General features: G+C 60.7%; 22 protein-coding genes, 1 tRNA gene and 1 pseudogene. 8 read left to right on the top strand and 16 right to left on the bottom strand.

What is annotated here, in order from left to right:
• Positions 1-32: 32 nt before the first annotated feature.
• The 4 genes from NKI16_RS16945 to NKI16_RS16930 are packed head-to-tail and all read right to left on the bottom strand — an operon-like array spanning position 33 to position 4,720.
• Positions 33-1,094, bottom strand: coding sequence for a substrate-binding domain-containing protein (locus NKI16_RS16945; protein WP_352699545.1), 1,062 nt, complete (start codon positions 1,092-1,094; stop codon positions 33-35).
• A gap of 60 nt (positions 1,095-1,154) precedes the next feature.
• Positions 1,155-2,216: a substrate-binding domain-containing protein gene (locus tag NKI16_RS16940; protein WP_352621947.1), complete on the bottom strand. Its 1,062-nt coding sequence runs from the start codon at positions 2,214-2,216 to the stop codon at positions 1,155-1,157.
• 33 nt (positions 2,217-2,249) lie between these two features.
• A complete protein-coding gene (locus NKI16_RS16935; RefSeq protein ID WP_352699547.1) occupies positions 2,250-3,509 on the bottom strand; it encodes a M20 family metallopeptidase in 1,260 nt (419 codons plus the stop codon).
• A complete protein-coding gene (locus NKI16_RS16930) occupies positions 3,506-4,720 on the bottom strand; it encodes an ROK family transcriptional regulator (RefSeq protein WP_352699549.1) in 1,215 nt (404 codons plus the stop codon). Before NKI16_RS16930 ends, NKI16_RS16935 begins: the two co-directional genes overlap by 4 nt.
• A gap of 218 nt (positions 4,721-4,938) precedes the next feature.
• Between NKI16_RS16930 and NKI16_RS16925 the strand changes: the two genes are divergently transcribed.
• Positions 4,939-5,020 (top strand) — tRNA-Leu (locus tag NKI16_RS16925).
• Between the two features lie 193 nt (positions 5,021-5,213).
• Here NKI16_RS16925 and NKI16_RS16920 read toward each other — a convergent pair.
• From NKI16_RS16920 to NKI16_RS16885, 8 genes are all read right to left on the bottom strand, one after another.
• Positions 5,214-5,906, bottom strand: a complete 693-nt coding sequence (locus tag NKI16_RS16920) for an amino acid ABC transporter permease (protein ID WP_352699551.1) — start codon at positions 5,904-5,906, stop codon at positions 5,214-5,216.
• A gap of 20 nt (positions 5,907-5,926) precedes the next feature.
• Positions 5,927-6,643: an amino acid ABC transporter permease gene (locus NKI16_RS16915; protein ID WP_023679367.1), complete on the bottom strand. Its 717-nt coding sequence runs from the start codon at positions 6,641-6,643 to the stop codon at positions 5,927-5,929.
• Between the two features lie 68 nt (positions 6,644-6,711).
• Positions 6,712-7,539, bottom strand: a complete 828-nt coding sequence (locus tag NKI16_RS16910; protein ID WP_352923429.1) for a transporter substrate-binding domain-containing protein — start codon at positions 7,537-7,539, stop codon at positions 6,712-6,714.
• 24 nt (positions 7,540-7,563) lie between these two features.
• Positions 7,564-8,304 carry an amino acid ABC transporter ATP-binding protein gene (locus NKI16_RS16905; RefSeq protein WP_023679366.1) on the bottom strand — a complete coding sequence of 247 codons (741 nt, stop codon included), beginning with the start codon at positions 8,302-8,304 and terminating at the stop codon, positions 7,564-7,566.
• A 168-nt stretch (positions 8,305-8,472) separates the two neighbouring features.
• On the bottom strand, positions 8,473-9,039 hold the full coding sequence (locus tag NKI16_RS16900; RefSeq protein WP_023679365.1) for a peroxidase-related enzyme: 567 nt from the start codon (positions 9,037-9,039) through the stop codon (positions 8,473-8,475).
• Positions 9,036-9,518, bottom strand: coding sequence for a CMD domain-containing protein (locus NKI16_RS16895; protein ID WP_352622741.1), 483 nt, complete (start codon positions 9,516-9,518; stop codon positions 9,036-9,038). Before NKI16_RS16895 ends, NKI16_RS16900 begins: the two co-directional genes overlap by 4 nt.
• A complete protein-coding gene (locus tag NKI16_RS16890; protein ID WP_023679363.1) occupies positions 9,515-10,978 on the bottom strand; it encodes an NAD(P)-binding domain-containing protein in 1,464 nt (487 codons plus the stop codon). The genes NKI16_RS16895 and NKI16_RS16890 overlap by 4 nt, the downstream gene beginning before the upstream one ends.
• The gene (locus NKI16_RS16885; RefSeq protein WP_023679362.1) at positions 10,975-11,946 is read right to left on the bottom strand and encodes a LysR family transcriptional regulator; all 972 of its coding nucleotides are present in this window, start codon (positions 11,944-11,946) and stop codon (positions 10,975-10,977) included. The genes NKI16_RS16890 and NKI16_RS16885 overlap by 4 nt, the downstream gene beginning before the upstream one ends.
• Before the next feature lie 319 nt (positions 11,947-12,265).
• On the opposite strand from NKI16_RS16885, the gene NKI16_RS16880 reads away from it, so the two are divergent.
• From NKI16_RS16880 to NKI16_RS16865, 4 genes are all read left to right on the top strand, one after another.
• The gene (locus NKI16_RS16880) at positions 12,266-13,336 is read left to right on the top strand and encodes an NAD/NADP octopine/nopaline dehydrogenase family protein (RefSeq protein ID WP_352644367.1); all 1,071 of its coding nucleotides are present in this window, start codon (positions 12,266-12,268) and stop codon (positions 13,334-13,336) included.
• A 142-nt stretch (positions 13,337-13,478) separates the two neighbouring features.
• Positions 13,479-13,760: a metal-sensing transcriptional repressor gene (locus tag NKI16_RS16875; RefSeq protein WP_352622689.1), complete on the top strand. Its 282-nt coding sequence runs from the start codon at positions 13,479-13,481 to the stop codon at positions 13,758-13,760.
• Positions 13,761-13,770: 10 nt separating this feature from the next.
• Positions 13,771-15,105, top strand: coding sequence for a cation diffusion facilitator family transporter (locus NKI16_RS16870; RefSeq protein WP_352699556.1), 1,335 nt, complete (start codon positions 13,771-13,773; stop codon positions 15,103-15,105).
• 24 nt (positions 15,106-15,129) lie between these two features.
• Entirely contained in the window at positions 15,130-15,564 is a 435-nt protein-coding gene (locus NKI16_RS16865) for a YqaA family protein (RefSeq protein WP_352699558.1), read from the top strand.
• A gap of 210 nt (positions 15,565-15,774) precedes the next feature.
• Here the strand turns inward: NKI16_RS16865 and NKI16_RS16860 are convergent, their stop codons facing one another.
• From NKI16_RS16860 to NKI16_RS16845, 4 genes are all read right to left on the bottom strand, one after another.
• Complete coding sequence (locus NKI16_RS16860) at positions 15,775-16,548, bottom strand: sulfite exporter TauE/SafE family protein (protein ID WP_352699748.1); 774 nt, start codon at positions 16,546-16,548, stop codon at positions 15,775-15,777.
• A gap of 224 nt (positions 16,549-16,772) precedes the next feature.
• A complete protein-coding gene (locus tag NKI16_RS16855) occupies positions 16,773-17,660 on the bottom strand; it encodes a DUF1259 domain-containing protein (RefSeq protein WP_352699560.1) in 888 nt (295 codons plus the stop codon).
• A gap of 39 nt (positions 17,661-17,699) precedes the next feature.
• On the bottom strand, positions 17,700-18,170 hold the full coding sequence (locus tag NKI16_RS16850; protein ID WP_352699562.1) for a chromate resistance protein ChrB domain-containing protein: 471 nt from the start codon (positions 18,168-18,170) through the stop codon (positions 17,700-17,702).
• Positions 18,167-19,141, bottom strand: a complete 975-nt coding sequence (locus tag NKI16_RS16845; RefSeq protein WP_352622633.1) for a Fe-Mn family superoxide dismutase — start codon at positions 19,139-19,141, stop codon at positions 18,167-18,169. Before NKI16_RS16845 ends, NKI16_RS16850 begins: the two co-directional genes overlap by 4 nt.
• 112 nt (positions 19,142-19,253) lie before the next feature.
• Here NKI16_RS16845 and NKI16_RS16840 point away from each other — a divergent pair, with 112 nt between their 5' ends.
• The 3 genes and pseudogenes from NKI16_RS16840 to NKI16_RS16830 all read left to right on the top strand — a co-directional run bounded on the left by NKI16_RS16840 (position 19,254) and on the right by NKI16_RS16830 (position 22,982).
• On the top strand, positions 19,254-20,231 hold the full coding sequence (locus tag NKI16_RS16840) for a chromate resistance protein ChrB domain-containing protein (RefSeq protein ID WP_352699565.1): 978 nt from the start codon (positions 19,254-19,256) through the stop codon (positions 20,229-20,231).
• A 17-nt stretch (positions 20,232-20,248) separates the two neighbouring features.
• Positions 20,249-21,661 carry a chromate efflux transporter gene (chrA, locus tag NKI16_RS16835; RefSeq protein ID WP_352644500.1) on the top strand — a complete coding sequence of 471 codons (1,413 nt, stop codon included), beginning with the start codon at positions 20,249-20,251 and terminating at the stop codon, positions 21,659-21,661.
• A gap of 155 nt (positions 21,662-21,816) precedes the next feature.
• Positions 21,817-22,982 (top strand): annotated as a pseudogene (locus tag NKI16_RS16830) (MFS transporter).
• Positions 22,983-23,037: the final 55 nt, after the last annotated feature.

The following is a 23,037-nucleotide window of genomic DNA, read 5'->3' as shown; positions in this document are numbered from 1 at the left end:
CACTTCCTCCGGCGGGGCGCCATTGTCTGCCGCTACTTCATGGCGGCCGCGACGGTCGCGGGCACGTCCTTGTTGAGGGACCGCTTCCACCCGTCCTTGACAGTGTCCTTGGTGACGGCGAGGGAATCGACCACGATGAACGGCGCGGCCTTCTTGCCGATCAACGAGGCGGCCGTGGCGCGTGCCAGCGTCACGCCGATGTCGTAGGCTTCGTCTGCGATGAGTGCCGCAACGTTGCCGCCTTTCACCATGTCCAATGCCGCCGGTTCGTTCAGGTCGAGCGTGACGATTTTGGTGTGGCTGTTGCCGGCCGCCCGCAATGTGGACAGCACGCTAAGCGCCGGCTCAGCCCAGGTAACGTAGATACCGTCGAGGTCTGGGTGCTGTGTGATCATCGCCTGCGCGATTTCCTCGCTGCGCGCGGGGTCGGCCATTCCGGCCTCGGCCACGATCTTCATGTCCGGATAGTCCTGCTCGATCGTGTGCTTGAATGCTCCATCGCGCTGGTTGGTGACGTAGAAATCGGCATCGTGAAAGATGTAGCCGACCTTGCCCTGCTTGCCGAGCGCGTCGGCCATTGCGATCCCGGCCTTGTTGCCCATCTGGAAAAGGTCGTCCGAAACGATGGTCACATAGTCCTTGTCCTGAACGTAGCCTGCCGGCGAATTGTCGACGAATCCCAATTTCACGCCGGCCTGGCGCGCAGGATCATAGACGGTGGCCGCACTTGCGGGATCGACCGGTAGGGACAGTATGATCGAGGGCTTTTTGGCGAGTACTGTCTCGACGTCGGATTTCTGCCGGGCTGCATCAAAGCCAGCGTCGGTCTGAGCGACCACCCTGATGCCGAGCCGCTTCAACTCGTCCTGGGCGCCGCTGTTCACCGCGTTGGTGTATTCGCTCATCTCATGCCAGACCAGCGCGGCGGTGTATTTGCCGTCCTTGATCTGCTGCTCCTCAGCTGGTGTGAGCACGACGCTCTTTGCCGGCGTCGGCTTTTCCCCGTTCGGTCCCGTGGTGGTGCCCTCGGCTGCGAAGGCGTTGGCGGCGACGAGCGCTACCAGTGCCGACAACATTCCAATTGCTGTGCGCATGTCAGTTCCCCTTGCTTTTATGGTGTCGGCGGCCCTGATTGGCCGCCGGGCATTCGCCTGTCACTTGGCTGCGTCGAGCACCGATTGCGGCGCGTCGCGGTTCAACGAGTCCTTCCAGCCCTGCGCAACGTTCTGCTTGGTCACGGTAAGCGCCGGGGCAACGACGAAGGCCGGCGTCTCCTGGCCGAGCAGCGCCTTGACGCCGACAGCGGCCATGGCGCGACCGAGCTCATACGCCTTGTCGGCCACCAGTGCGGTCACGTTGCCGCCCTTGACCATATCGAGCGCGACCGGTTCGGCGAGGTCGAGCGTAACGATCTTGGTCTTGGTGTTTCCGCTTGCCCGCAAGGCCGACAGCACGCCGTCGGCCGGTTCGGCCCAGGTGACGTAGATGCCGTCAAGGTCGGGATGCTGCACGAGCATGGCGCTGGCCAGCTCTTCTGCCCGCGCCGGATCGGAGATCCCCTGCTCGGCGACGATCTTGATACCGGGATAATCCTTCTCGATCGTTGTCTTGAAAGCCTGGTCGCGCTGGTTCGTCACATAGTAACTGGCGTCGTGGAAGATGTAGCCGACCTTGCCCTTGCCATCGAGCGCCTTGGCCAGTGCATCGGCCGCCTGCTTGCCCATCTGGAACAGGTCGTCAGTGACGATGGCGGCATAGTCGGTTCCGTGCTTGTAGCCTTTCGGCAGATTGGAAAGGAATACCAGCTTGGTGCCGTCGGTGAGCGCCTGACGGAACGCCTCGGCCGAAGTGACCGGATCGAGGGGCAGGGACAGGATGACGTTTGGCTTCGCCGCGAGCGCGGTTTCGATGTCGCTGCGCTGGCGCGCGGCGTCAAAGCCCGCGTCGGTGGTGGCGACGATTTGAATGCCGGCACGGGCAAATTCATCCTTGGCACCGGACGTGACCGCATTGGTGAAGTCTGAGGAGGTGTGCCACAGCAGCGCGGCCTTGTAGCCCTTCTCCTTTACTGCGGCCAGGTCTGCGTCCGACAATCTAACCTCGGCGCTGGGTGTCGCCGTCTCGCCGCTTGGTCCCACTGTCTGTGCGCCGGCTCCGCCGGCCAACAGCATAAGGCTGCCTGCAAGTGCTGTAGCAACAAGTCTGTCTATCAGCATGGTAGTTCTCCCATTTTCGCTCTCAGTTGTCCTTCATTCCGTAACGCCGCAATACTCCACCATGAACCGGGCGAAGCCTACGACGCCCGCCAGATATTCCTCGACATCGACGTGTTCGTCGAAGGTGTGGCAGTTGCGAATGTCGCCTGGCGCGCAGTACACGGCGGGGATGCCGAGCCGGTTGGTGAAAAATGATGACTCTGACCAGAATGGCGCGCCTTCGATGGCGCCGCGACCAGCCATCGATCGGGCCATGGCGGCAGCAAGAGCGCCGACCTCCGGCCTGTCAGGTGCAATCTCGGCGGCGTTACCCCCGAGCGGATGATCGCGGCCTGCCGGATAGGCGAACGCCAACATAATTTCGGGATCGGTGATGGCGCCGCGCACCACTGCCTCGATTTCGGCGGCGGCCTCGTCCAGCGACTCGCCGGGCAACAGCTTGCGGATCAGCGACAACGTGCAGCGTTCGGGCACCGCGATGTAGCCGCCGCCCGCAAGCCCGGTGATCAGCAGGAAGCCACGCCCAATCAGCGGGTGCTCGGCTCTTGTTGCAACATCTTCCGAATGCTTCCATAGCGCGCTCATCACGGCGTGGCTTGCACGCAAGGCATCCTTGCCGAGTTCGGGTACGCCGAAATAGGCTGATCGTCCGGTGATGGTGATGTCGGTAATGAAGAAGCCAATTTGGGCCGGATAAACCGAAAGGCGGGTAGGCTCCACATAGACGACGAAATCGGGCGCCAAGACTTCGCCTCTCTCGATGCGGCCGACGAAGTCCTTGATGCCGGCGGAGACGCCGGTTCCAGGCTGGCCGCTCTCCTCGTCGCCGACGAAGGCAAAGGCAACATCGCCGGCCAGTTGGATGTCGGCGGTGTCGAGCAGAGAGAGTGCCGACAGCGCGGAGCAGATGCCGGCCTTGAGGTCACCAGCGCCGCGGCCCCAGATCTGCCCGTCGATCATTGGCGCGGCAAACGGATCCTGCTTGGTGGTGCCAGCCCAGTGCTCGCGCCAGCCCTCGACATGGACCGTATCGGTGTGGCCGATGAAGAGCAGCCGCTTGCCGGCGCCAGCACCTTTGCGCTCACCCCAGACGTTGGGCCGGCCGGGCGCGAATTCCGCACGCCGAATTTCGCTCAAGCCAAGCACGCGCATCCGGTCTTCAAGGAAGGCGACAAAGTTTTCTTCGTGACCGGTTATGCTTTCGCGGCCGATTGCCCCCTGCAGAAGCTCCACCGCTGCGTCGCGATCGAGGGCGGCGCGCAAGCGGGCGGTGATGTCCTTTAAGGCGGTCATAGCGTGGCCTCGCGCAGCACGGCCGAACTGGCTGGGGGGAGCGAAATGCGTCCGTCGGGCGCGTCGACGCCGAACAGTGTGTTGTGCAACTGGCTGAGCCCGATGGCGGCAGCGCCGATGAGCGCTGCCCGCGACCCCAGTTCGCTGGCCTCAACGGCGATAGGATAGGGGAAGCAGCGCGGCAGCAGGTCCCTAACGCGCAACAGGATTTCCGGCCGCAGCCCGATCGAGCCGCCCAGGACGACCTTTTGCGGATTGGCAATTGCCGCTATGGCCACAATGCCTTGCGCCAGGTAGCGCGCGGTTTCTTCGAGCACCGTCGCGGCATGCCTGTCTCCGGCCAATGCACTGTGGAAAATCGTCGGCACGTTGACGATGTTGCCCGTCAGCGCTGCGTAGCGTTCAACCATGGCGTTGGTTGCGACCACGCGCTCGAAAGCGCCGGCGCGCAACGATGTCGGCGCGAAAGGATCGGCGCCAATCGGCAAAAAGCCCATCTCGCCGGCTGCATTGCTGGCGCCCCGCACCAGATTGCCTCCAACCATGAGGCCGCTGCCGATACCGGTACCCAGCGCTATGAAGGCGAGATTGTCGATACCGCGGCCGCACCCCTGCCAGTTCTCGCCGAGCACCGCCAGATTGACATCGTTCTCGATCACTACATGAAACCCGAATGCCTGCTCGAAAGCGCGAACGACATTCATCGTGCCAAAGCCGGCAATATTCGGGGCAAGCAGGACGCGGCCCGTCTTCTTGTCAGGTGCGCCGGGAACACCAATCACCGCCAGCCTTATCTTTGTGCGCGAGATTCGGTGCCTCTCGGCCGCCTGAAGCGCCAGATCCACGATCTGGTCGACGATGAACTGTCCGCCCCGAGGATCGGTCGGCGCCGTTTCCTCCGCGAATATCTGGCAGGCAAGATCGGTGAGGGCGACCCGGACTTTGGCGCCGCCGAGGTCGACGGCCGCGATGTAGGCCGCGTCAAATACGAGTTCGTAAGTGACAGCCGTGCGTCCGACATGTCCGCTCGTGCGCCCTGTCTCCTGCACCCAGCCTTCCTGCTCGAGTGTCCTGACGATCTCGGAGATTGTCTGCTTGGACAAGCCGGTCTGCTTTGCGATCGAAGCGCGCGAGATCGGCCCGCCTTGCACGATCGCCTCCATGACGGAGCGCTGCGAGAACTGACGAGAAATGCGCGGGACGTCGTTCAACAGCGGCTCCGATTAATTCGTTCTATGACCGAACTTAATAATCATTTTGGACGGCCGTCAACTGGCCGCTCAAAATCAGGATGCGTCTAGCTTCAGCACGCAGGGCAATAGGATTAGAGTTCAATAGGTTAGGAGTTGACGGCCGCCTAATTCTCAAACTGCCACTTTCTACCTAGGTGCAGTATGAGAGCGTTAAGAGGTCAATGAGATAGCACCTTGCGGGTGTGGTGAAACTGCTAGACGCGCTGGATTCAAAATCCAGTTCCGAAAGGAGTGTCGGTTCGATTCCGACCACCCGTCCGAGCATGCACATCGTAGCGTCGTCGGGCGGGATGGTGATGGCGGAGGACCGCTATCCACGGAATCGCGTCAAATCACCAGTACCTACATCGGCTATTTGAGGTTCGCCTCAAGCTTTTCATCCCCAAAAGAATTGCCTCCCAGGTGCGGCTCGATATCCGAAGCTTGGCTATCCTGTGCCACATGCTTGCCCTCACGTCCGCACCCTAAGGGCTTGCTCCAGTCTGTCGGCGATCTGTGTGACGATATAGGCAATCACCATGTAGATCACGACGGCAATCACGAACGCTTCGAGGTAGTAGTAATTCAGCGCGGCGGTCAACTGGGACTGGGCGAAGATGTCGACAACCTCGATGGCGAACCCGAGGGAAAGCGCCTTCATGATCACCATCATCGAGGTTGTCAGGTCTGGAATTGCGGTGAGGGCCACCTGGGGAAATAGGATCCGTCGGAACAGTTGGCCGCTTGTATAGCCCAGCGAATGGGCGGCGTCCGACTGACCGGTATCGAAGGCGTTGAGGGCTCCTTTGATGATCTCCGCTTGGAACGCCGCAACACAACCGGTGACTGCAATGACAAGGATTACCCAGTTGGGCGTTTCGTGGGCGTTGAAGTTGATCCCGAGCAACGAGAGCAGGAACTGGAGTGCCGGGGGCAGACCGAAATAGGCGAGGAAAATCACGATCACCATCGGAACGCCCTTGAAGACGACCTTGTAGGCCATGATGAGCTCTCGCAGCACGGGAATCCGCCTATGTTCGACGAGCGCAAAAAGGCTGCCGACGATCGTCGACAGGGCGAAAATCGTGAACGCCATGGCAAGCGTTACGGGTACGGCGCCCAGAATTTCCCGCGAGTCTTGGAGCAAAATGTCGGTATCAAACATGGTCGAATACCCTCGTTACGTCACACGCTCGCGACGGCCGCGTTCTTGATCTGAGCTGTTGTCGTTGTCTCTGGCGCTTGCATCGGGGAGCGGAGCTCGAAGAAGCGCACGACGAGCCACGCGACAAGGCACATCAGCGAATAGATAACCGCCAGCACGAGGTACGTTTCGAACTGGTACTGGTTATAGTCGCGCTCCATGATCAAGTGCGCGGTCGCCATCACGTCCGCAGCCCCGATGTACATGACCAGCGCAACGTTATGGATCAGGTAGATGATGGAGTTTCCATAGCCCGGCAATGCGAAGTGCACCGCTTGCGGGCCAACGACGCGGGTGATTTTCTGGCGGAAGGTATATCCCAGACTGTCGGCCGCATCATGCTGGCCGCGATCGACGGCCAGGTATGCAGGTCGCATGACTTCCGACAGATACCCTCCATGATAGAGGCTCAGCCCCACCATCGCAGCGATCGTTGCAGAAATAAAATCCTTGGCGCCGAACAGGATCACCAACAAGGGCAGCCCATAGAACGCGACGAACAACTGCAGGACGACGGGAACACTCCGGGCATAGGACACGTAGAGGTCAGTCAGATGACTGATTACCGGTATCCTCCGAACCCGGAGTGTTGTCGCGACGAGAGCCAAGCAAAAGCCGACGACCATGGCCGTAAAGGTAATGGCGAGCGTCAGCGGCAACGCCGAGAGCAGCTCGGGAATCATAGCAGAAACATCCACTTTGAAACGCTCCTTCTTTCAATTCAGCCTTACCGCTGGCTATCGCTATAGTGTGGCGAAAGGTCCTGTTACTTCATGTATTTGACGATGTCCTCGCCGAACCATTTCTGCGAGAGTTTTTCGATCGTGCCATCGTCTTTTAATTCCTTGAGAACCTTGTTCACGTCGTCGGCTAAAACCTTGTTTTCGTCCGACCTGTGAATCAGCATGTAGGTGTTGTTGCTGAAGACCGGATCGGATGCCACAATATCGAGCTTCTTTTCCTCGATGACGGTCTGCTCACCGAGATTAGACGGCAAGACAAGCGCGTCGAATTTGCCGTTCTGAACTTCGTCCAGGCGGTTCGGATAGGGAATACCGGCGCCAGATGCCGTTACTTCAAGCTTGTATTGTGGATTTTCTTTTTGCCAATTCATGATGAACTTGTATGTTCCACCGCCGGCCGTGGTCGGAACGATCCTCTTGCCGACCAAGTCCTTCATTTCCTTTATGCCGCTGCCTTTTTTGCTGTAGATCTTCATCAGGCTGGCGCCCATGGGGTTTTCCGGAATGAAGAACTGCTTGGCGCGCTCAGGCGACTTGTAGTAGCCACCGACCGCGATGTCGTACTTGCCCGTGGCGAGGCCGGTTTCCTGCGCGATATCCGAAACACCTTCCATCTCAAACTTGTACTGCGGGAGCTTTGCGTTGATCGCTCTCAGAAGATCGGGCTCATAGCCTTGCGGCTCGACGCCGATCGCGCCCCATGCCAGCGGCTTGGATTCGGCAGACGTCGCGATCTTGATCGTGCGAACGGTCTGACCATAGCTGATCCCTGCGGTTGCAAGGGCAATTGCGATGCTGCCAGCGACAGCCAAGGCATAGCGACGGGAAAAATTGGATTTGATAGCAGACATTTCTTGGTTCCCTTCTTGTTTGGACTATTGAAATGCGAGTTCTGACTGCAGGAATTGAGCAAGTCTTGGGCTGGAAGGTGCATCGAAGATCTCAGCCGGACTGCCATCGGCGGCAACGACGCCCCGATCCATGAAGACGATGCGGTTTGAGATGCTTTTTGCAAATTGCATCTCGTGGGTCACAAGCAGCGAAGTGATGCCAGAGGACGTGACGTCTCTAATCACCTTCAGAACTTCGCCAACAAGTTCAGGATCCAGCGATGACGTGGGCTCATCGAAGAGGATCACATCCGGACGAACTGCCAACGCACGTGCAATACCGGTACGCTGGAGCTGACCGCCCGAGAGCTGGGATGGGTAGCTGTCTCGCTTCGAGGAGAGGCCAACCCGCTCAAGCTCCCGTTGGGCGATTTCCTGCGCTTCTTCCCTGGATTTGCGCTGCACCACAACGAGCGGATCCATAACGTTCTGAATCACCGTCATGTTCTTGAAGACGTTGAACTGCTGGAAGACCATGGCTGTTCGCAACCGTATCGCCTGGACCGCGGTCTTGTCGGCATGCTGGTAATCCATCTGGATCTGATCGAACCCGATGGTCCCGGATGACGGCTTGGCCAGGTAGTTGATGCACTTCAGCAGCGTGGTCTTACCGGTGCCGCTAGGCCCGATAATCGACACCACATCTCCGCGTTTCACCGAAAGATTAACGCCGTTCAGGACCTGCGTGCTTCCGTAGGACAGTTTTATATCTTTGAGTTCGAGCATTTCTGATTGGTGTCCTTCATTTCCTAGAGGAGGGACAAACAGCCAGAACAGCTGGATGATTGCGGAGCAGCCAAGAACTCATCTGCATTGGTTCCCTCTTATCCTTATGAGCCACCAGTTCAGCTGGCTCTGATTGGAGACGCCTGGGCGTGGTGATGATACGCAATGTCATTTCCCGGTCTCCGCATGGCCGAGAACGTGCATCAGCCGGTTTGCCCAGCCGAAGATCGAGATGGCGTGGATAAGGTCGATGATCTCGGCATCATTCATGCCGACGGATCGCAGCGTGGCGATATCGTCTGCGGTCGCTTCCGAAGGCGCCGCCGACAGCCGGCGGGCAAAGCTGTAGATTGCCGCATCGCGCGGCCCAAGCTTTTCGGGTTCGTCGAGGTACAGCGCGGTGACCACATCGTCGCTCTTGGTCAACTCCGCATGTCGGCGGGCGTGAACAACGGCACAGAATTTGCAACCATTGACCATCGAGGCGCCCAAGGCGCCAAGCTCGCGATCGGGACGGGCGAGCCCACCCTCGACGTACATGATCGCGTTGAACAAGATGGTGCGGGCAAGATAGCTTTCCGGATCATGCACAAGGGTCCGTACATATTCCGAAACTTTCTTGGCGGAGGGTGTAACCTTCATCGCATTGAGCTGTTCCGGCGTGGCCTCGGATAGCTCGACCGGCGCGATGTATGGCTGCCAGTTCAGCGGCTTCAGGCGCACCGAGGAAATCATGCCGACCTCATCAGTCTTAAGCCCGTCGCCACCCGCGTCTGGAAGTTGATGAAGGCAATCAGTTCGGAGAGCGCGACGATCTGCGGATTGTTCAACCCGGCTTTGGCGAGCAGGGCGATGTGGCTCGCCTCCGCCCTTTTCGGTGTCAGCGTGATCAGGTCGACATGCCTGGCGATGGTCGCCAACGGTTCCTCCAGATCCTTTTCCCCGCGGGCCAAGGCCAGAAGCTGCTCCGTCGAACCAAGCTGAGCCAGTTGCACATCATATTCGGCCATCAGGACTGGATCAGCATTCAGAGCGGCCATGCGATGGGCCAGAGCAACCCTCAAATTCGGCGCTAGCCCCTGATCGTTTGCCGGCTGTAGGACTGAGAGGCGACATTCCTCCGCCCCTTGAACGAATTCGGGCCGAAACCGACGCGCGGTGAAAAGAGCATCGTCCGGGGAAATCCCCGCGGCCTTATCCATGGCGTCGATCACAGTGCGGCCTCCTTATGCAACGTTGAATCGACCCATTCGTCCCCCAGAAGTTCCGGGATGTCGTAAGCGATCAGATTGGCGAAGTGGGTTTCGACATCTTCGGCAAACAGCGATGCGGCAATGCCGCGGACCAGACGGTCGGCCCCGGCGCTGACGGCTGGGATGTCGCCGGAGACCTTGCCGTGGGTCAGCATGGCGGCGTCGTTGAAGCAGTGGATATGCGCCAGCATCGGGCAGGAGCCGGGGACGCGTTCGCGAAACTCGAAGGCGGGACCGAGATCCGGCGCGTCCGACATGCCTGCACGAGCCGGCCCCATATCCGGCCTATATCGGCCATCCGACCAGGTGCGGATATGTGGGGCGATCGCCGCAAATTCCGGGCGGCCGCTGAAGTCATTTGAAAAGCCGGTTGCCGCGATCAGGAAGTCGTAGCGAATCGGCCCCTGCGTGGTTTCCACCAGCAGGGTCCCTGCCTCCTCCTTCACCGCAACTATGCCGCAGTCAAGAAGGAACCGAGCATTGGGGTGGCGAGACACGCGGAGTGTCGATGAACGCGGCGGCGGTGTCTGGGTCGAGGCGGTATAATCGAAGAATTTCCACTTCCAGGCATCGGGCAAGTGATGCATGCCGAGTACAACACCCGGGCTGCCAATGCCGGTCAGCTTGTTAATGCGCGGCATTTCCTTGCGCCGGATCAACATGTCAACAGAGCCGACTCCCGCCTCGAGTGCCGTTGCGGCATTATCCATGGAAGAGGCACCGGCACCGATCACCGCCACGCGCTTGCCTTTCAGCGCATCGAAATCGATGTCGTCGGCAGAATGGGCCCAATAGGCACGATCGATGCCGCTGAGGAAATCGGGCACGGCAAAACCGCCCAAACCGGACCGACCGGTGGCCAGAACGAGACGACGGGTGAGGACCTGGCCGGTTTCCGCGCCCTCGACATCGATCGCAATCAGATCTCCAACGGGTGCCAGTCCGGTCATGCGCACGCTGTTGCGCACCGGCAGACCGAGAACCTTGCGGTACCAGACCAGGTAGTCCATCCACTGGCCCTTGGGGATTTTGTCCAGCGACCGCCAGGCCTCAACGCCCCATTGCGCCGTGAACCAGGCGCGGAACGTCAATTGCGGCAGGCCAAGCGACGGACCGTGCAGGGTTTTCGGCGACCGGAGCGTTTGCATGCGGGCAAACGTTACCCATGGTCCTTCGAGCCCGGCCCTAGCCGCATCATAGGCCACGACATTGGTTATCCCGGTCAGTACCAGCTTTGCCGTGGCAGCAAGTCCGCACATGCCGGCGCCGATCACCACGACATCACGGACCGGCACGCCATCGCGCGAACGCGCGGGAACCCATGGCTTGGCGGGCAGTTCGAGAAAGTCGAGATCCTGCGCGAACTGTGCTTCGAGCGCAGCAAGACCTGTCGACGTTGGCGCGGCGGGGGTATGCTTCATATTCCCGTTCCGTGATTTGTGCCGGATGCAGGATCGTTCACCAATTGGCCAGCGAGGGTCGGATCTAGTTTCTTGAAGCCGACGATCGACCGTTCAGCCACCGCCTCGACCGCATCCATCAACGCCTGCGCGACTGGACGGAGGGGGCGTTTCTCGGCAGCCACAACGCCCCAATAGAAAAGAACGGTCACGTCGATCGGGCGAATGACGACCCCGGGCAAGGCCACGCCATAGGCGGTGAGAGGATCGATGACAGCCGCAACGCCAGTCCGCCGAACGATCTGCAACGCGCCATATGCTGTATTCGTCCGGATCACTGGCCCGGTGTCGATGCCCCTGGCCGCCAATGCCTTGGAGACATGCAACTGGAAACGTAGGGGGTTGAGCAATGTGGCGACGCGGCGACCGGCAAAAGCGGAAAGCGGTATGACGTCAAGTTCAGCCAGCGGATCGTCCTCCCGCACGGCAGCAACATCAGGCGCCGAATAGAGCCTCAGGACATCCAGACCGGGCGTATCGAGCGGCAAGCTCGAAAACCCGATCTCGGCACGTCCGCTGCGCACTTCCTGCGCGACGATCGAGGGGAGAAACTGCCCGAGATGCGTCTCGTCTGGAAGCTCGACACCGTTGAGCTCGGCCATAGCCGTCGGGATCAAGCCAGTTCCGATCGCAGAGGTCGCAACGATTTGCAGAATCCGACCTTTGCCGGCGGCAATCATCTTGGCCCGCGCCGCTAGCTCGGTGAAGGACATCAGCAAGCGCCGCGCCTCCTCCTCGAAGGCCACACCCTCCTCGGACAACTGCACCCGCCGACCGACACGGTGCAGCAATTCGAAGCCGAGCTCCGCCTCGAGATCCTGAATGGTGCGTGTCACCGAAGGCTGGGAACACCCGAGCATCTCGGCAGCCTTGGTGATGCTGCCACTGGCAGCAACAGCAAGAAAGGCCTGTAGATCTCGTGTTTCCATTTACGCCTACATGCGCGTTGTGTATGGATAAGATCGTCTCATGCGGATTTGATATATGTCAAGGCGGAAATAATATGGCCGGAGACGCCTCGGTGATTCGCCGTACGGTCGGAATGATTCGCAAGCCCACAGAGCGTCGCCGGCCGTCTCGGCCGTGTGGCTCGAACGCGTTCCAGCTGAACCCCATGGATGACGATTTCATGGGTAGCCAGGCTCAAGGAAGCGATAGGTTTCGATCGAGTTGTGCCTGCCTGCTGGGCGTGCATGCAATGGCGGTCGCCGCGCTGCGATACATAAAGACTGGAACAGGAGAAATCCTATGAGGGTGAGTATTCTGGGGGCCGGCGCAATTGCTTACGGCCTTGCTGCCTACTTGGCGGAGGCGGGGCACGATCCAATGCTTTGGTCGCCGTCGGGAGAGCGCACCAAGGCACTGGCCACCGGCGAATCGCTAACGGCTACGGGCGCTATCGAGGCAACGGTGTCGGTGCGTATCGCCAAGGATTGTAAAGATGCCATTGCCAATGCGGACGTGGTGATGATCGCGCTGCCGGCTTACGGCCACAAGATGGTGATGGATGCTGCCACTCCTTATCTGAGCGAGGGTGTACCGGTCATCATCAGCTCGCATAGTTCTTTCGGGGCGCTGTATCTCTCCAAGCAACTGGCAAAGCGCAAGGTCAGCCTGCCAATCGTCGTCTGGGGCACAACGCTCGTGACCGGCCGCCAGCTCGGACCGACTGAAATCGATGTTGTCACCGTTCGCCAGAAGCTTGATGTTGCGACGCTGCCTTTCGATGCGCTGGACCAAGGATTCGAGCTTTGTACGGCCCTGTTCGGCGATCGTTTCGTCAAGCGCGACGGCCTGCTTGCGATCGCGCTCAGCAACCTCAATCCGCAGAACCATCTGGGGATTGCCCTTCTCAATCTCACACGCATGGAGAAGGCCGAGCAGTGGAGCCAGGGTGGAAACGTCACGCCGGCCGTCGGACGCTTTGTCGAGGCTCTGGACGCCGAACGATTGGCGATCGCCGCCCATTTTGGAATTGCCGTGCGCACAGTTGAAGAGCATTTTTCATTGTCGTTTCACGTCCCCATTGGCACCGTTTCGGAAATGAACCAGGAGATGGATCGCCAAGGCCGCGGCGGCTTCGGCCCGTCAACTATCGAAAGCCGCTATGTTCTCGAGGACGTTCCTTTCGGGCTGCTACCGACGGTACTTTTGGGGAAGATCAGTGGAAATCCAGCGATCCTCCATGAGTCTGGAATCAACATATTCTCGGCAGCCTATGGTCGCGATCTCAAGAGAGACAACAATATCCTTCCAGCACTCGGCATCGAAGGACTGGCAAAAGCGGATATTGAAAACCTTTGCCGTAAGGGATTTTGACGAGACAAAGAGCTGCGCCGCTGATCCGATTCGGCATGAGCGGCGACTATTCTCCAAATCCTAACGAATGGTTGTTGCTTAAACCAGAATCGAGGCCGCTCTGAGGCTTGTCGTATCCCCTCCAGGAGGATAGTATCAAGATATGAGCCAGCAATCTCACGTCCACGAAACCCACCCCGATATCGTCAAGCGCCTGAAACGGGCCGACGGACATCTCAAGGGCGTCATCGAAATGATCGAAGCGGGTCGGCCCTGCCTCGACCTTGCCCAGCAGCTTCATGCTGTCGAGAAGGCCATTTCGCAAGCCAAGAAGACCCTGATCCAGGATCATCTCAACCATTGCCTTGAAGACGTCGTCGGGCCGCTGGCGCGCGAGCAGCGCCGCTCGATCGACGAGTTCAAGGACATCACCAAGTACCTGTGAGAAGCGCCAGATGGACAAAGTTCGCGATTGGTTCGGGTTTGGCCCGATGACGCATGGCATGGGCGGCCACGGACATGATCACGGTGATGGCGGCCATGGCCACACACACGGCGTCATCGATCCGACGATCGCCACGACAACGCGCGGCATCTGGGCGATCAAATGGTCATTCGTCGTTCTGGCCATTACGGCAGGGCTTCAGCTCGTGGTAGTGTTCCTCTCCGGCAGCGTGGCGCTGCTGGCCGACACGATCCACAATGGCGGCGACGCGGTTACTGCTATTCCGCTGTGGATCGCGTTCGTGCTGGCCCGCCGCAAACCGAGCAAGACGTTCACCTATGGCCTGGGCCGGGTCGAGGATCTGGCCGGGATCGTCATCGTTCTCATCATCCTCTTCAGTGCCATCGTCGCTGGCTATGAGGCGATCGACAGGCTGATCAATCCGCGTCCCATCGCATTTCTTGGCTGGGTCGCCATCGCCGGCCTCATAGGCTTCATCGGCAATGAAGCGGTCGCCGTATTTCGTATCCGCGTCGGGCGAGAGATCAACAGCGCTGCGCTGATCGCGGACGGCTACCATGCTCGCACCGACGGCTTTACCAGCTTCGCGGTCGTGCTGGGCGCTATTGGCGTATGGCTGGGCTTTCCGCTTGCCGATCCGATCATAGGACTGCTGATCACCGTGGCGATCTTCGCCATCGTCTGGCAGTCGTCGAAAGCCGTGTTGACGCGCATGCTCGATGGTGTCGAGCCCGCCATCATCGACGAAATCCATCATGCCGCCGAGCATGTGTCGGGCATCGGGCGCGTTGAAAGCGTGCAGGCACGCTGGATCGGACATCGCCTGCATGCCGACGTCGCCATCAGTGTTCCGGAGATGGCGACGGCCAAGGACGTGCTGGGCGTAACCGATGCCCTCAAGCAGGAGTTGTTCGCCCATTTGCCGGCGTTGGTGGAAGCCAATGTCCGCCTGTTGAGCCCGGCCGCGCCGGCCGTCACTGGCGCGGAAACCTCTCATGCTCACCATCATGCGCCGGAGCCCTTTAAGGTCGCCTGCGGTCTGGCTGCGGGGACGTTGGAAATCGTCGACACACCGGCCGGCGAGCGGATACGGCTGACCATCGATCGCCACGCCAATGATCTGGCAGCGACGGTGATCATCGACCGGCCCGGCGGGCCGGAGACGCTTCGCCTCGAACCTGTCGGCGACAACCATCACCGCCTTGAGAGCACCGTCGCCCCTGCCGAACCGCATGAGTTCCAGGCAAGTCTGGTGCTGACCGCGAAAGATCGCGAACAGGTGCTGCCGTTCAAGATGGTCGAACCCGAAGGTCACCATCATTAGGTCGACTGGCGGATATGCGGTTCAATGACCGATCTCGCGGCCTATGCTGGTCTGTTCCTGGCGGCCTTGCTCGCCGCTACGATCCTGCCGATGCAATCGGAAGCAGTGCTGGTCGGGCTGCTGTTTGCGGATTACTCGCCCTGGCTGCTCATCGGAGTCGCGAGCGTCGGCAACGTGCTTGGATCGGTGATCAACTGGCGGCTCGGGCGAGGCATCGAGCGCTTTCGGGGCCAACGGTGGTTTCCGATGAACCACGCGCAACTGGACCGCGCGCAAATGTGGTATCGGCGCTATGGAAAATGGTCGCTCCTGCTGAGTTGGCTGCCGGTTGTCGGTGATGCCCTGACTGTCGTCGCGGGCGTCCTGTGCGAGCCTTTTCGGGTTTTCCTTTTGCTGGTCACTGCCGCCAAGGTCGGCCGTTATCTTGTTCTTGCCGCCGTGACGCTGAGCGTGATCTGACGTCGCGAACCTTCTCGAAGCTGAGCTGGTTAGGTCGGCTGGTTCGAAGGAACCAGCCCAAGAGCCCGTCTGATGCACGCGGACGGGAAGCCTAGCTCTTTTTGACGGCGACCTTGTCGAGGGCTGCGCGCAGGCCTTTCGCCAGCTTCTGCGCATCGCGCGACCGGCCAACCAAGCTACGGCGCAGCGCTCCAGCCAACAGCGACATTGTTAAGACATTCCCGTGGCCGCGCGCCAGGCCTGCATAACGAAGCTGTGCTGGTTCCAGATCATCAGCGCTCCACTCACAGCCATGAGCGCGACCACAAGGCCGCGGAATTGTCGTCCACTCAGGCGTTCGAGCCAGGGCTTGGCCAGCAGATTGGCAAGCGCAGCGCCCAAACCCGCGGCTGCGCCGTACATGGCCGCCTGACCACCGAGCGCGCCGAGTCCGGTGAATACCGCGACCTTGACGACATCGGTCACAAACGAGTTCACGGATTTCGTGGCGACCAACGTCTCCTTCTCCGAACCGTAGTTCAGATAGAGCGAATTCAAGACGGGTCCCACCGAGCCCATCAGCGCCGACAACAGCGCGACGATCAGGCCGGCCGGGAGGAACCACCAGCGGCGGGCTCGGTAGCTCCGCTCGCGCGCGCCGCCGCGAAATTCCCAGACTGCACTGATCAGATAGATCCCTATGAGTATCTGGAGCCATTCCGCCCGACTGTTGGCGAAGAGCCAGGAGCCCGCCGCGGCACCGGCGATGGCGCCGGGCAGGTACCAACGGACCAGGCTCCAATCGATGTCGCGCCGGAAGGCCAGGGCGCGGATGGGATTGCCGATGAGCTCGGTCAAGGTGATGACCGGCGCAACCGCCGCGCTCCCTGTGATGAAAGTCACGGCGGGGATCAGCAATAGACCTCCGCCTCCGGCCGAGAGGGTGTTCAGTGTCCAGGTGAGGAACCCCGCCAACGCCAGGAGGCCTAGTCTAATCCAGTCCATCCGATCAGAACGAAGCGGGCCTTTGATCGTTCCGAACGCGTCGGTTCGCAAAAGCCCGGCCCGCCCCTTGAGTCTCGTGTGCGATGGAAAGGTGATCTCAGGCGCAATGCTGGTGGCAGAAAGACGCCGTGCCAGCGAACCATTCCCGAGGCGGCGGGAAGAAGGCCGACGATCCCTCCGAGCCGGCCGAACTCCGCCGTTGGACGCGCGCGCGGACGCCCAATCTAGCTCTTTTTGACGGCGACCTTGTCGAGGGCTGCGCGCAGTCCTTTCGCCAGCTTCTGCGCATCGTCGTACGCCCAGAAATGCATGAAGAAGAGCCGCGGTTGCTCATCGAGCATGTGGCTATGCAACGCGGTGATCTCGATGCCGTTGTCCTGCATGGCTTTGATAACCTGATTGACCTCCTTTGCTGTCAGCACAAAATCACCCGTGATCGCCGCCTTGCCGCCACCTGTCGATTGGAAGTTAATCGCTATTGCCGAGCCCATGGCCGCCGGCACTTCCATTCCATTTTCCTCGACCGGCTCAGCGCGCGAGATCGTGAACTGGTAGACCGCACCATTGGCCTTACCCTTATAACCGACGGTTTGGTCGACACCGGCCGTGTCGAACTCGATCTGTGGTGCGGTTTGCGGCTGGGCGCCGCCTCCCATCGGTGTTTTGCTCAGCGCCAATCCGGCATGAAGCGCTGTGGCGAGCGTAACCGGGTCGCCCTGGCCGAAGACGTGCATGTAGAGTGTCATCGGCTCCGCGCGCAGCAAGTGGTTGTGTACCGCAGTGATCTCGATCCCGCTTTCTTCAAGCTTCTTCATGACCGGGTTCACCTCGTCCTGCGTCAGAACGATGTCGCCCATGACCATTGCCTGATCTCCCATGGGTTCGAACGCGATCCAGCCTCCAAGCGCAAATCCGGGTTTCAGGGCCACGCCGTCGAGCGAAACCTTCAGGTCCGTTCGCGGCAGCCCGACCCGGTAGACGCCATCAGGCGTCTCGGTTCCGGATTTGCCGAGCGCCTTAGCGATTGTTTGCCAATCGGGTGCCGCCGATGCCGGTTGGAGCAGCGCCGACATCGCGATCAGCATTGCTCCGGTCACGAGTTTTGCATGCATGGGATTTCTCCTTGTGATCTGCCCCCATTGCCCAATTCGTCATGCGGCTGCTGGCTTCGTGGCGGGAGGCCAGCTGTGCGTTTCCGCTCTGCGGCCCGAAGCCCACGCGTAGAGCGCGTCATAGATGACGAAGCCGTGCTTCAGCACCTCGTGGTCGTCAGGCGTCAGGTCCCGCAAACCCATGGAGATCGCCAGCAGCCCCGCCGACTGTGGCGTGAGATCGTGCCGGTCCGTGTCGGCACCGCGCACTATCGCGGCAATGGTCACGATCGCCGGGTCGCGCTCGAGGCCGTATTTCGAAACGAAGGTATCGAAACTGCAGCCGTCGCCGACATGGGTGAATTCGACGCCAGGCACGTCGTACGGCGTCGCGCCCGTTTCCTGGGCGACACCGACCACTTGATCTGGCGGCACGAAGAGGAACTCAGGTTCCTTGTCGATAAAGCGCGCAATCAGCCAGGGGCAGGCGATGCGGTCGATGACCGGACGTTCTCGGGTAACCCACTTCATGACGCAATCCTTTCTTCGCTCATCACCAGAGGGACAGTTGGCGCGCCGATCGCATGCCAGGCGGCAATGCCGCCTGAAAGCGCGCTTGCATCGACGCCGCGGCGGCGCAGTTCGGCAACGGCATCACCGCTGACCTGGAAGCCATAGACGCAATAGACGATGACCGGTCTGCCCTTCGGCAGTTCACCCGCCCAATCGGCGATCTTCTCGGGTGCTCGCAGCTTGGCCCCTGGCAGCATATCGCTGCGCTTTGCCAGATCCTCGGCGAGGCAGACGTCGAGCACTACGAGATCTTCTCCTCGATCGAGGCGCGCCCGCAGTTCCTCCGGCGCGATTACTGGAACCGTGTCGTCCGATGCCGATCCTGTTGAAGGATCACGCTGCGCGACGGTTCGGCGGTGGCGGGCAGCCACTCGTTCCCAATGGATGTTCTTCATGAAGGCATCGACATAGGCGCCGGCCTTGGTGCCGAAATCCATGTGGTAGGCGTGCTCGTACATGTCGAGCGCAAGGATCGGCATGCCGCCGGCGAGACAGTTGGTGTGATCCGCCGCCCATTGGATCGTCAGCCGATCGCGGCGCTCCGACCACACCAGCAGGGTCCACCCCGAGCCTCCGGCCTGCGCCTTGGCACAGGCCATGAACTTGGCGCGCCAGGCGGCCACGCTGCCGAAGTCGCGCTCCAGCGCTGTGGCGAGATCGCCTCCGGCATCGCCGGAGCCACCGAGCCCATCGAAATAGATCTCGTGCAGGATCGCTGAATTGGCGGCGACCAGTTCCTCGCGCTTCAGACCGTTGATGTCGAAGACTGGCGCCGCGCCCCAGTCGAGCCCGTCGAGCCGCTGTTCGATGGCGTTGAGGCGACGAACGGCACCCCCGTAGTTGTTTTCGTAGTGGCTTGCCAACAGCCGCTCGGAGAGGCCGACGAGCCGAGGCGGCTTGAACGGCAGCGGCATGATCTGGTGTGGCATCGGTTTCCCCCCCGCTCTGCGGCACGGCCCATCCGTGAGGAGGCGAACGCTATGCCTGAATCGAATATGATACAAGTGTTGCATTTGGCTTTGTTCGTGATACGGTTCACTTATGAGTGAGGGGCAATCACAGGAGCAGCGCTGGCTGCTCCTGATCCATCAGCTGCCAAGCAAGCCCGCCTACTTCCGGGTGAAGATCTGGCGACGTTTGCAAGGTATCGGCGCGGTCGCAGTCAAAAGCACCGTTTACGCCCTGCCGGCCAATGCCGAGATGCAGGAGGATTTCGAATGGCTTCTCAAGGAGATCGTCGCCGGCGGCGGCGAGGCGATGATGTGCGAGGCGCGCCTCGTAGATGGTTTGTCCGACGTGCAGGTCCGCGCGCTCTTCGACGCAGCCCGTGACGCCGACTATGCGGAGATCGTCAAGGAAGCGCGCAATCTGGCCGCAGCGATCAAGACCGACGCGACATCGGAAAAACATGCGGAAGCGCGTCCGCAACTCGGCCGCTTGCGCAAGCGGCTCGCCGACGTCGTGACGATCGATTTTTTCGGCGCCAGCGGGCGGCTCGCCGCCGAGGGACTGATCGCCGAGCTCGAGGCTCAGCTTATAGAGGACAAGGCCATGACCAACGAACCGAAGAAGGCGGCCGAGCCGGGTGAGCTCAAGGGCCGGACCTGGGTCACGCGCCGGGACGTGCATGTCGACCGCATCGCCTGCAGCTGGCTCATCCATCGCTTCATCGATGCCGATGCAACGATCCGCTTCGTGGCGGGCAAGGGATACGCGCCGAAGGAGGGAGAATTGCGCTTCGACATGTTCGAAGGCGAAATCACCCATGAGGGAGACCGCTGCAGCTTCGAGGTGCTGCTCAATCGTAGTGGCATAGTCGACCCGGCGCTGCAGGCCATCGCCGGGATTGTCCACGACATCGACCTCAAGGACGCCAAGTTCAGTCGCGAGGAAACCACCGGCATCGCCAGCCTGATCGCCGGGATCGCCATGGCCAATGCGGGAGACGAGCAACGGATCGCCGAGGGCGCTTCGGTGTTCGACAACCTCTATCGATATTTCCGCTCGAAACGAGGGTGAAGAAAATGAACGAGCCGATGAGGGTGAAGAGTATCGACTCGGCAACAGCTCCGCATGCGGGCATACCCGCCCACGGCATTTCGTTCGGAGAAGCTACTCGGGTTTGGGCGCGTGTCGCCGCGTTGAGCTTCGGCGGCCCGGCTGGTCAGATTGCCGTCATGCACCGGATCTTGGTCGAGGAAAAGCGGTGGATCGGTGAGACGCGGTTCCTGCATGCGTTGAACTACTGCATGCTGCTGCCGGGCCCGGAAGCCCAGCAACTCGCTATCTATATTGGCTGGCTCCTGCACAAGACCAGAGGTGGGCTGGTGGCGGGCATCCTCTTCGTGCTTCCAGGTGTTATCACCATCATGGCGCTGAGCTGGATCTACGCGCTTTTCGGCCATGTCGGCGCAATCCAGGCGTTGTTCTTCGGGCTGAAGGCCGCTGTGCTTGCGATCGTGCTCGAGGCTGTCGTCCGCGTCGGCAAGCGTGCGCTGAAGAACAACGTTATGATCGGGCTCGCGGCGGCGGCTTTCGTGGCCATCTTCTTCTTCCACGTGCCCTTTCCGCTGATCATCCTCGCCGCCGCAGTCATCGGCTTTGTCGGCGGCCGCGCGAGACTGGCTCCGTTCCTAACCGGCAATGGACACGGCAAGATCACAGGCAAACAGGTGGCTGATGCCGATACCGCGCTCGGCGAAGACGTGCCTGCACACGCCCGACCGTCCGTTGGCTGGGCGCTGAAGATCGCCTCGGTGTTTCTGCTGCTGTGGCTCATACCCGTTGTCGGCTTGCTGGTGTTTGTTGGCCCCGGCAACGTGTTTAGCGACATCGCCTTGTTCTTTTCCAAGATGGCGGTCGTCACGTTCGGCGGGGCCTATGCGGTCCTCGCTTATGTCGCGCAGCAGGCCGTCGATACTTACGGTTGGCTCAAGCCCGGTGAGATGTTGGACGGGCTTGGGATGGCCGAGACGACACCCGGCCCGCTGATCATGGTCACCCAGTTCGTCGGATTCATGGGCGCATTTCGTGCGCCGGCTGGCCTCAATCCACTGCTCGCAGGCACGCTTGGCGGTCTCCTGACGACCTGGGTTACCTTTACGCCTTGCTTCCTCTGGATCTTTCTCGGCGCACCCTTCATCGAGGCGCTCCGCGGCAACAAGGCCCTCTCGGCTGCCCTGGCGACCATCACGGCAGCAGTGGTCGGTGTTGTCCTGAACTTGGCGGTGTGGTTCGCGCTTCACGTCCTGTTCAGCGAGCTGCGTGAGGTCAGCTGGCTTGGCATGACGCTGGACGTTCCCGTGTTCAACTCCATCAACCTGCAGTCTCTGGTGCTGACGCTCGGGGCGCTGCTCGCGGTATTCCGTTTCAAGATCGGCATGATCCCTGTGCTCGCGACATGCTCGATCCTCGGCGTGCTCTATGGTGTTGCAACGGGATCGATCTAAGCTGTGCCGCGGGCGCAAACCCCTCTGCGGCAGGAGGCATCCCTGACAGCCCAGACGCCGACGAATGCTTCGCGCGAACCAGCGGTCAAACAGCGGTTTTCGCTGCTGCCTGCCGGTGCCAGGCCGGCAGCTGCCCTTCTGTTGATTCCAGGGGATTGAGGGCATTCGGCGACGGACTCGTCAGTCTTCTGCTTCCCGCCTATTTGGCCACACTTGGTTTCAACGCTTTCAAGATCGGGATTCTCACGACAGCGACGCTCGCGGGTTCGGCGGCGCTCACCTTGACCGTCGGGTTTGTCGCACACCATTTCTCCCGCCGCCCCCTGCTGATCGCAGCTGCCCTCCTGATGGTCGCCACCGGGATCGCCTTCGCGTTGGTTCAGGATTTCTGGCCCTGCTCCTTGTCGCATTCGTCGGAACGCTGAATCCATCCTCTGGCGACGTCAGTGTGTTTTTGCCGCTGGAGCATGCGCAACTCGCCCATAGTGTCACTGACCGCGACCGCACCGCGCTCTTTGCACGCTACAGCCTTGTCGGCTCACTTGTAGGGGCGGTCTGTGCTCTTGCGGCCGGAGCCCCTGACATTCTCCGACAGGTTGTCGGCCTGGATATCAAGCAAGCTCTCCAGATCGCCTTCCTGCTTTATGCCTTTCTGGGACTAGGAGCGCTGCTCCTTTATCGGAAACTGCCGGACGAGCCGCTCGATGCGAGTGCGGTACCGGCGGAGCCACTACGCAAATCCCGAACCATCGTCCTCACGCTCGCTGCGCTTTTCAGCCTTGACGCTTTTGCGGGCGGTTTCGTGGTTCAGTCATTGTTGGCTCTTTGGCTTTTCCAACGGTTCGGCCTATCGCTCGCCGCGACGGGCACAATCTTCTTCTTGACGGGTATCCTTTCGGCTGGGTCGTATCTGGTGGCCGTACAAATCTCTAAACGGATCGGGCTGGTGAACACGATGGTGTTCACGCACCTGCCATCCAGCCTTTGCCTTTTGCTCATTCCCTTCATGCCGAGCCTCGGTCCCGTAATCATACTTCTGCTGATCAGGAGCGCCTTGTCGCAGATGGATGTGCCGACCCGCACCTCCTACGTCATGGCCGTGGTATCGCCTGGTGAGCGGGCCGCAGCCGCGAGTGTCACCGCTGTCCCGCGCAGCCTCGCGGCAGCCGCCAGCCCGATGCTTGCCGGCTCGCTGCTCGCAATGTCCGGTTTCGGTTGGCCGTTGCTCATCGCCGGCGCCTTGAAGATTGTCTACGACATCCTTCTGCTTGCGATGTTCCGCAAGGTTCGTCCGCCGGAGGAACGACGAGACGGGCCATAGTAGCCCGCAGCATGCCCGAGCCAACATGAGAGGCGCGCCCATGTTATTCTGCAGG

The sequence above is a fragment of the Mesorhizobium sp. M0698 genome (genome assembly GCF_040320455.1).
Taxonomy (GTDB): domain Bacteria; phylum Pseudomonadota; class Alphaproteobacteria; order Rhizobiales; family Rhizobiaceae; genus Mesorhizobium.
The sequence above is the reverse complement of the archived record's forward strand: the minus strand, read 5'-3'. Positions and strand labels throughout refer to the sequence as shown.

Excerpts from the sequence above, each read along its gene's own strand:
- NKI16_RS16945 (WP_352699545.1), bottom strand. The coding sequence starts at position 1,094 with ATGCGCACAGCAATTGGAATGTTGTCGGCACTGGTAGCGCTCGTCGCC.
- NKI16_RS16940 (WP_352621947.1), bottom strand. The coding sequence starts at position 2,216 with ATGCTGATAGACAGACTTGTTGCTACAGCACTTGCAGGCAGCCTTATG.
- NKI16_RS16935 (WP_352699547.1), bottom strand. The coding sequence starts at position 3,509 with ATGACCGCCTTAAAGGACATCACCGCCCGCTTGCGCGCCGCCCTCGAT.
- NKI16_RS16920 (WP_352699551.1), bottom strand. The coding sequence starts at position 5,906 with ATGTTTGATACCGACATTTTGCTCCAAGACTCGCGGGAAATTCTGGGC.
- NKI16_RS16910 (WP_352923429.1), bottom strand. The coding sequence starts at position 7,539 with ATGTCTGCTATCAAATCCAATTTTTCCCGTCGCTATGCCTTGGCTGTC.
- NKI16_RS16905 (WP_023679366.1), bottom strand. The coding sequence starts at position 8,304 with ATGCTCGAACTCAAAGATATAAAACTGTCCTACGGAAGCACGCAGGTC.
- NKI16_RS16900 (WP_023679365.1), bottom strand. The coding sequence starts at position 9,039 with ATGATTTCCTCGGTGCGCCTGAAGCCGCTGAACTGGCAGCCATACATC.
- NKI16_RS16890 (WP_023679363.1), bottom strand. The coding sequence starts at position 10,978 with ATGAAGCATACCCCCGCCGCGCCAACGTCGACAGGTCTTGCTGCGCTC.
- NKI16_RS16885 (WP_023679362.1), bottom strand. The coding sequence starts at position 11,946 with ATGGAAACACGAGATCTACAGGCCTTTCTTGCTGTTGCTGCCAGTGGC.
- NKI16_RS16880 (WP_352644367.1), top strand. The coding sequence starts at position 12,266 with ATGAGGGTGAGTATTCTGGGGGCCGGCGCAATTGCTTACGGCCTTGCT.
- NKI16_RS16875 (WP_352622689.1), top strand. The coding sequence starts at position 13,479 with ATGAGCCAGCAATCTCACGTCCACGAAACCCACCCCGATATCGTCAAG.
- NKI16_RS16870 (WP_352699556.1), top strand. The coding sequence starts at position 13,771 with ATGGACAAAGTTCGCGATTGGTTCGGGTTTGGCCCGATGACGCATGGC.
- NKI16_RS16865 (WP_352699558.1), top strand. The coding sequence starts at position 15,130 with ATGACCGATCTCGCGGCCTATGCTGGTCTGTTCCTGGCGGCCTTGCTC.
- NKI16_RS16860 (WP_352699748.1), bottom strand. The coding sequence starts at position 16,548 with ATGGACTGGATTAGACTAGGCCTCCTGGCGTTGGCGGGGTTCCTCACC.
- NKI16_RS16855 (WP_352699560.1), bottom strand. The coding sequence starts at position 17,660 with ATGCATGCAAAACTCGTGACCGGAGCAATGCTGATCGCGATGTCGGCG.
- NKI16_RS16850 (WP_352699562.1), bottom strand. The coding sequence starts at position 18,170 with ATGAAGTGGGTTACCCGAGAACGTCCGGTCATCGACCGCATCGCCTGC.
- NKI16_RS16845 (WP_352622633.1), bottom strand. The coding sequence starts at position 19,141 with ATGCCACACCAGATCATGCCGCTGCCGTTCAAGCCGCCTCGGCTCGTC.
- NKI16_RS16840 (WP_352699565.1), top strand. The coding sequence starts at position 19,254 with ATGAGTGAGGGGCAATCACAGGAGCAGCGCTGGCTGCTCCTGATCCAT.
- chrA (WP_352644500.1), top strand. The coding sequence starts at position 20,249 with ATGAGGGTGAAGAGTATCGACTCGGCAACAGCTCCGCATGCGGGCATA.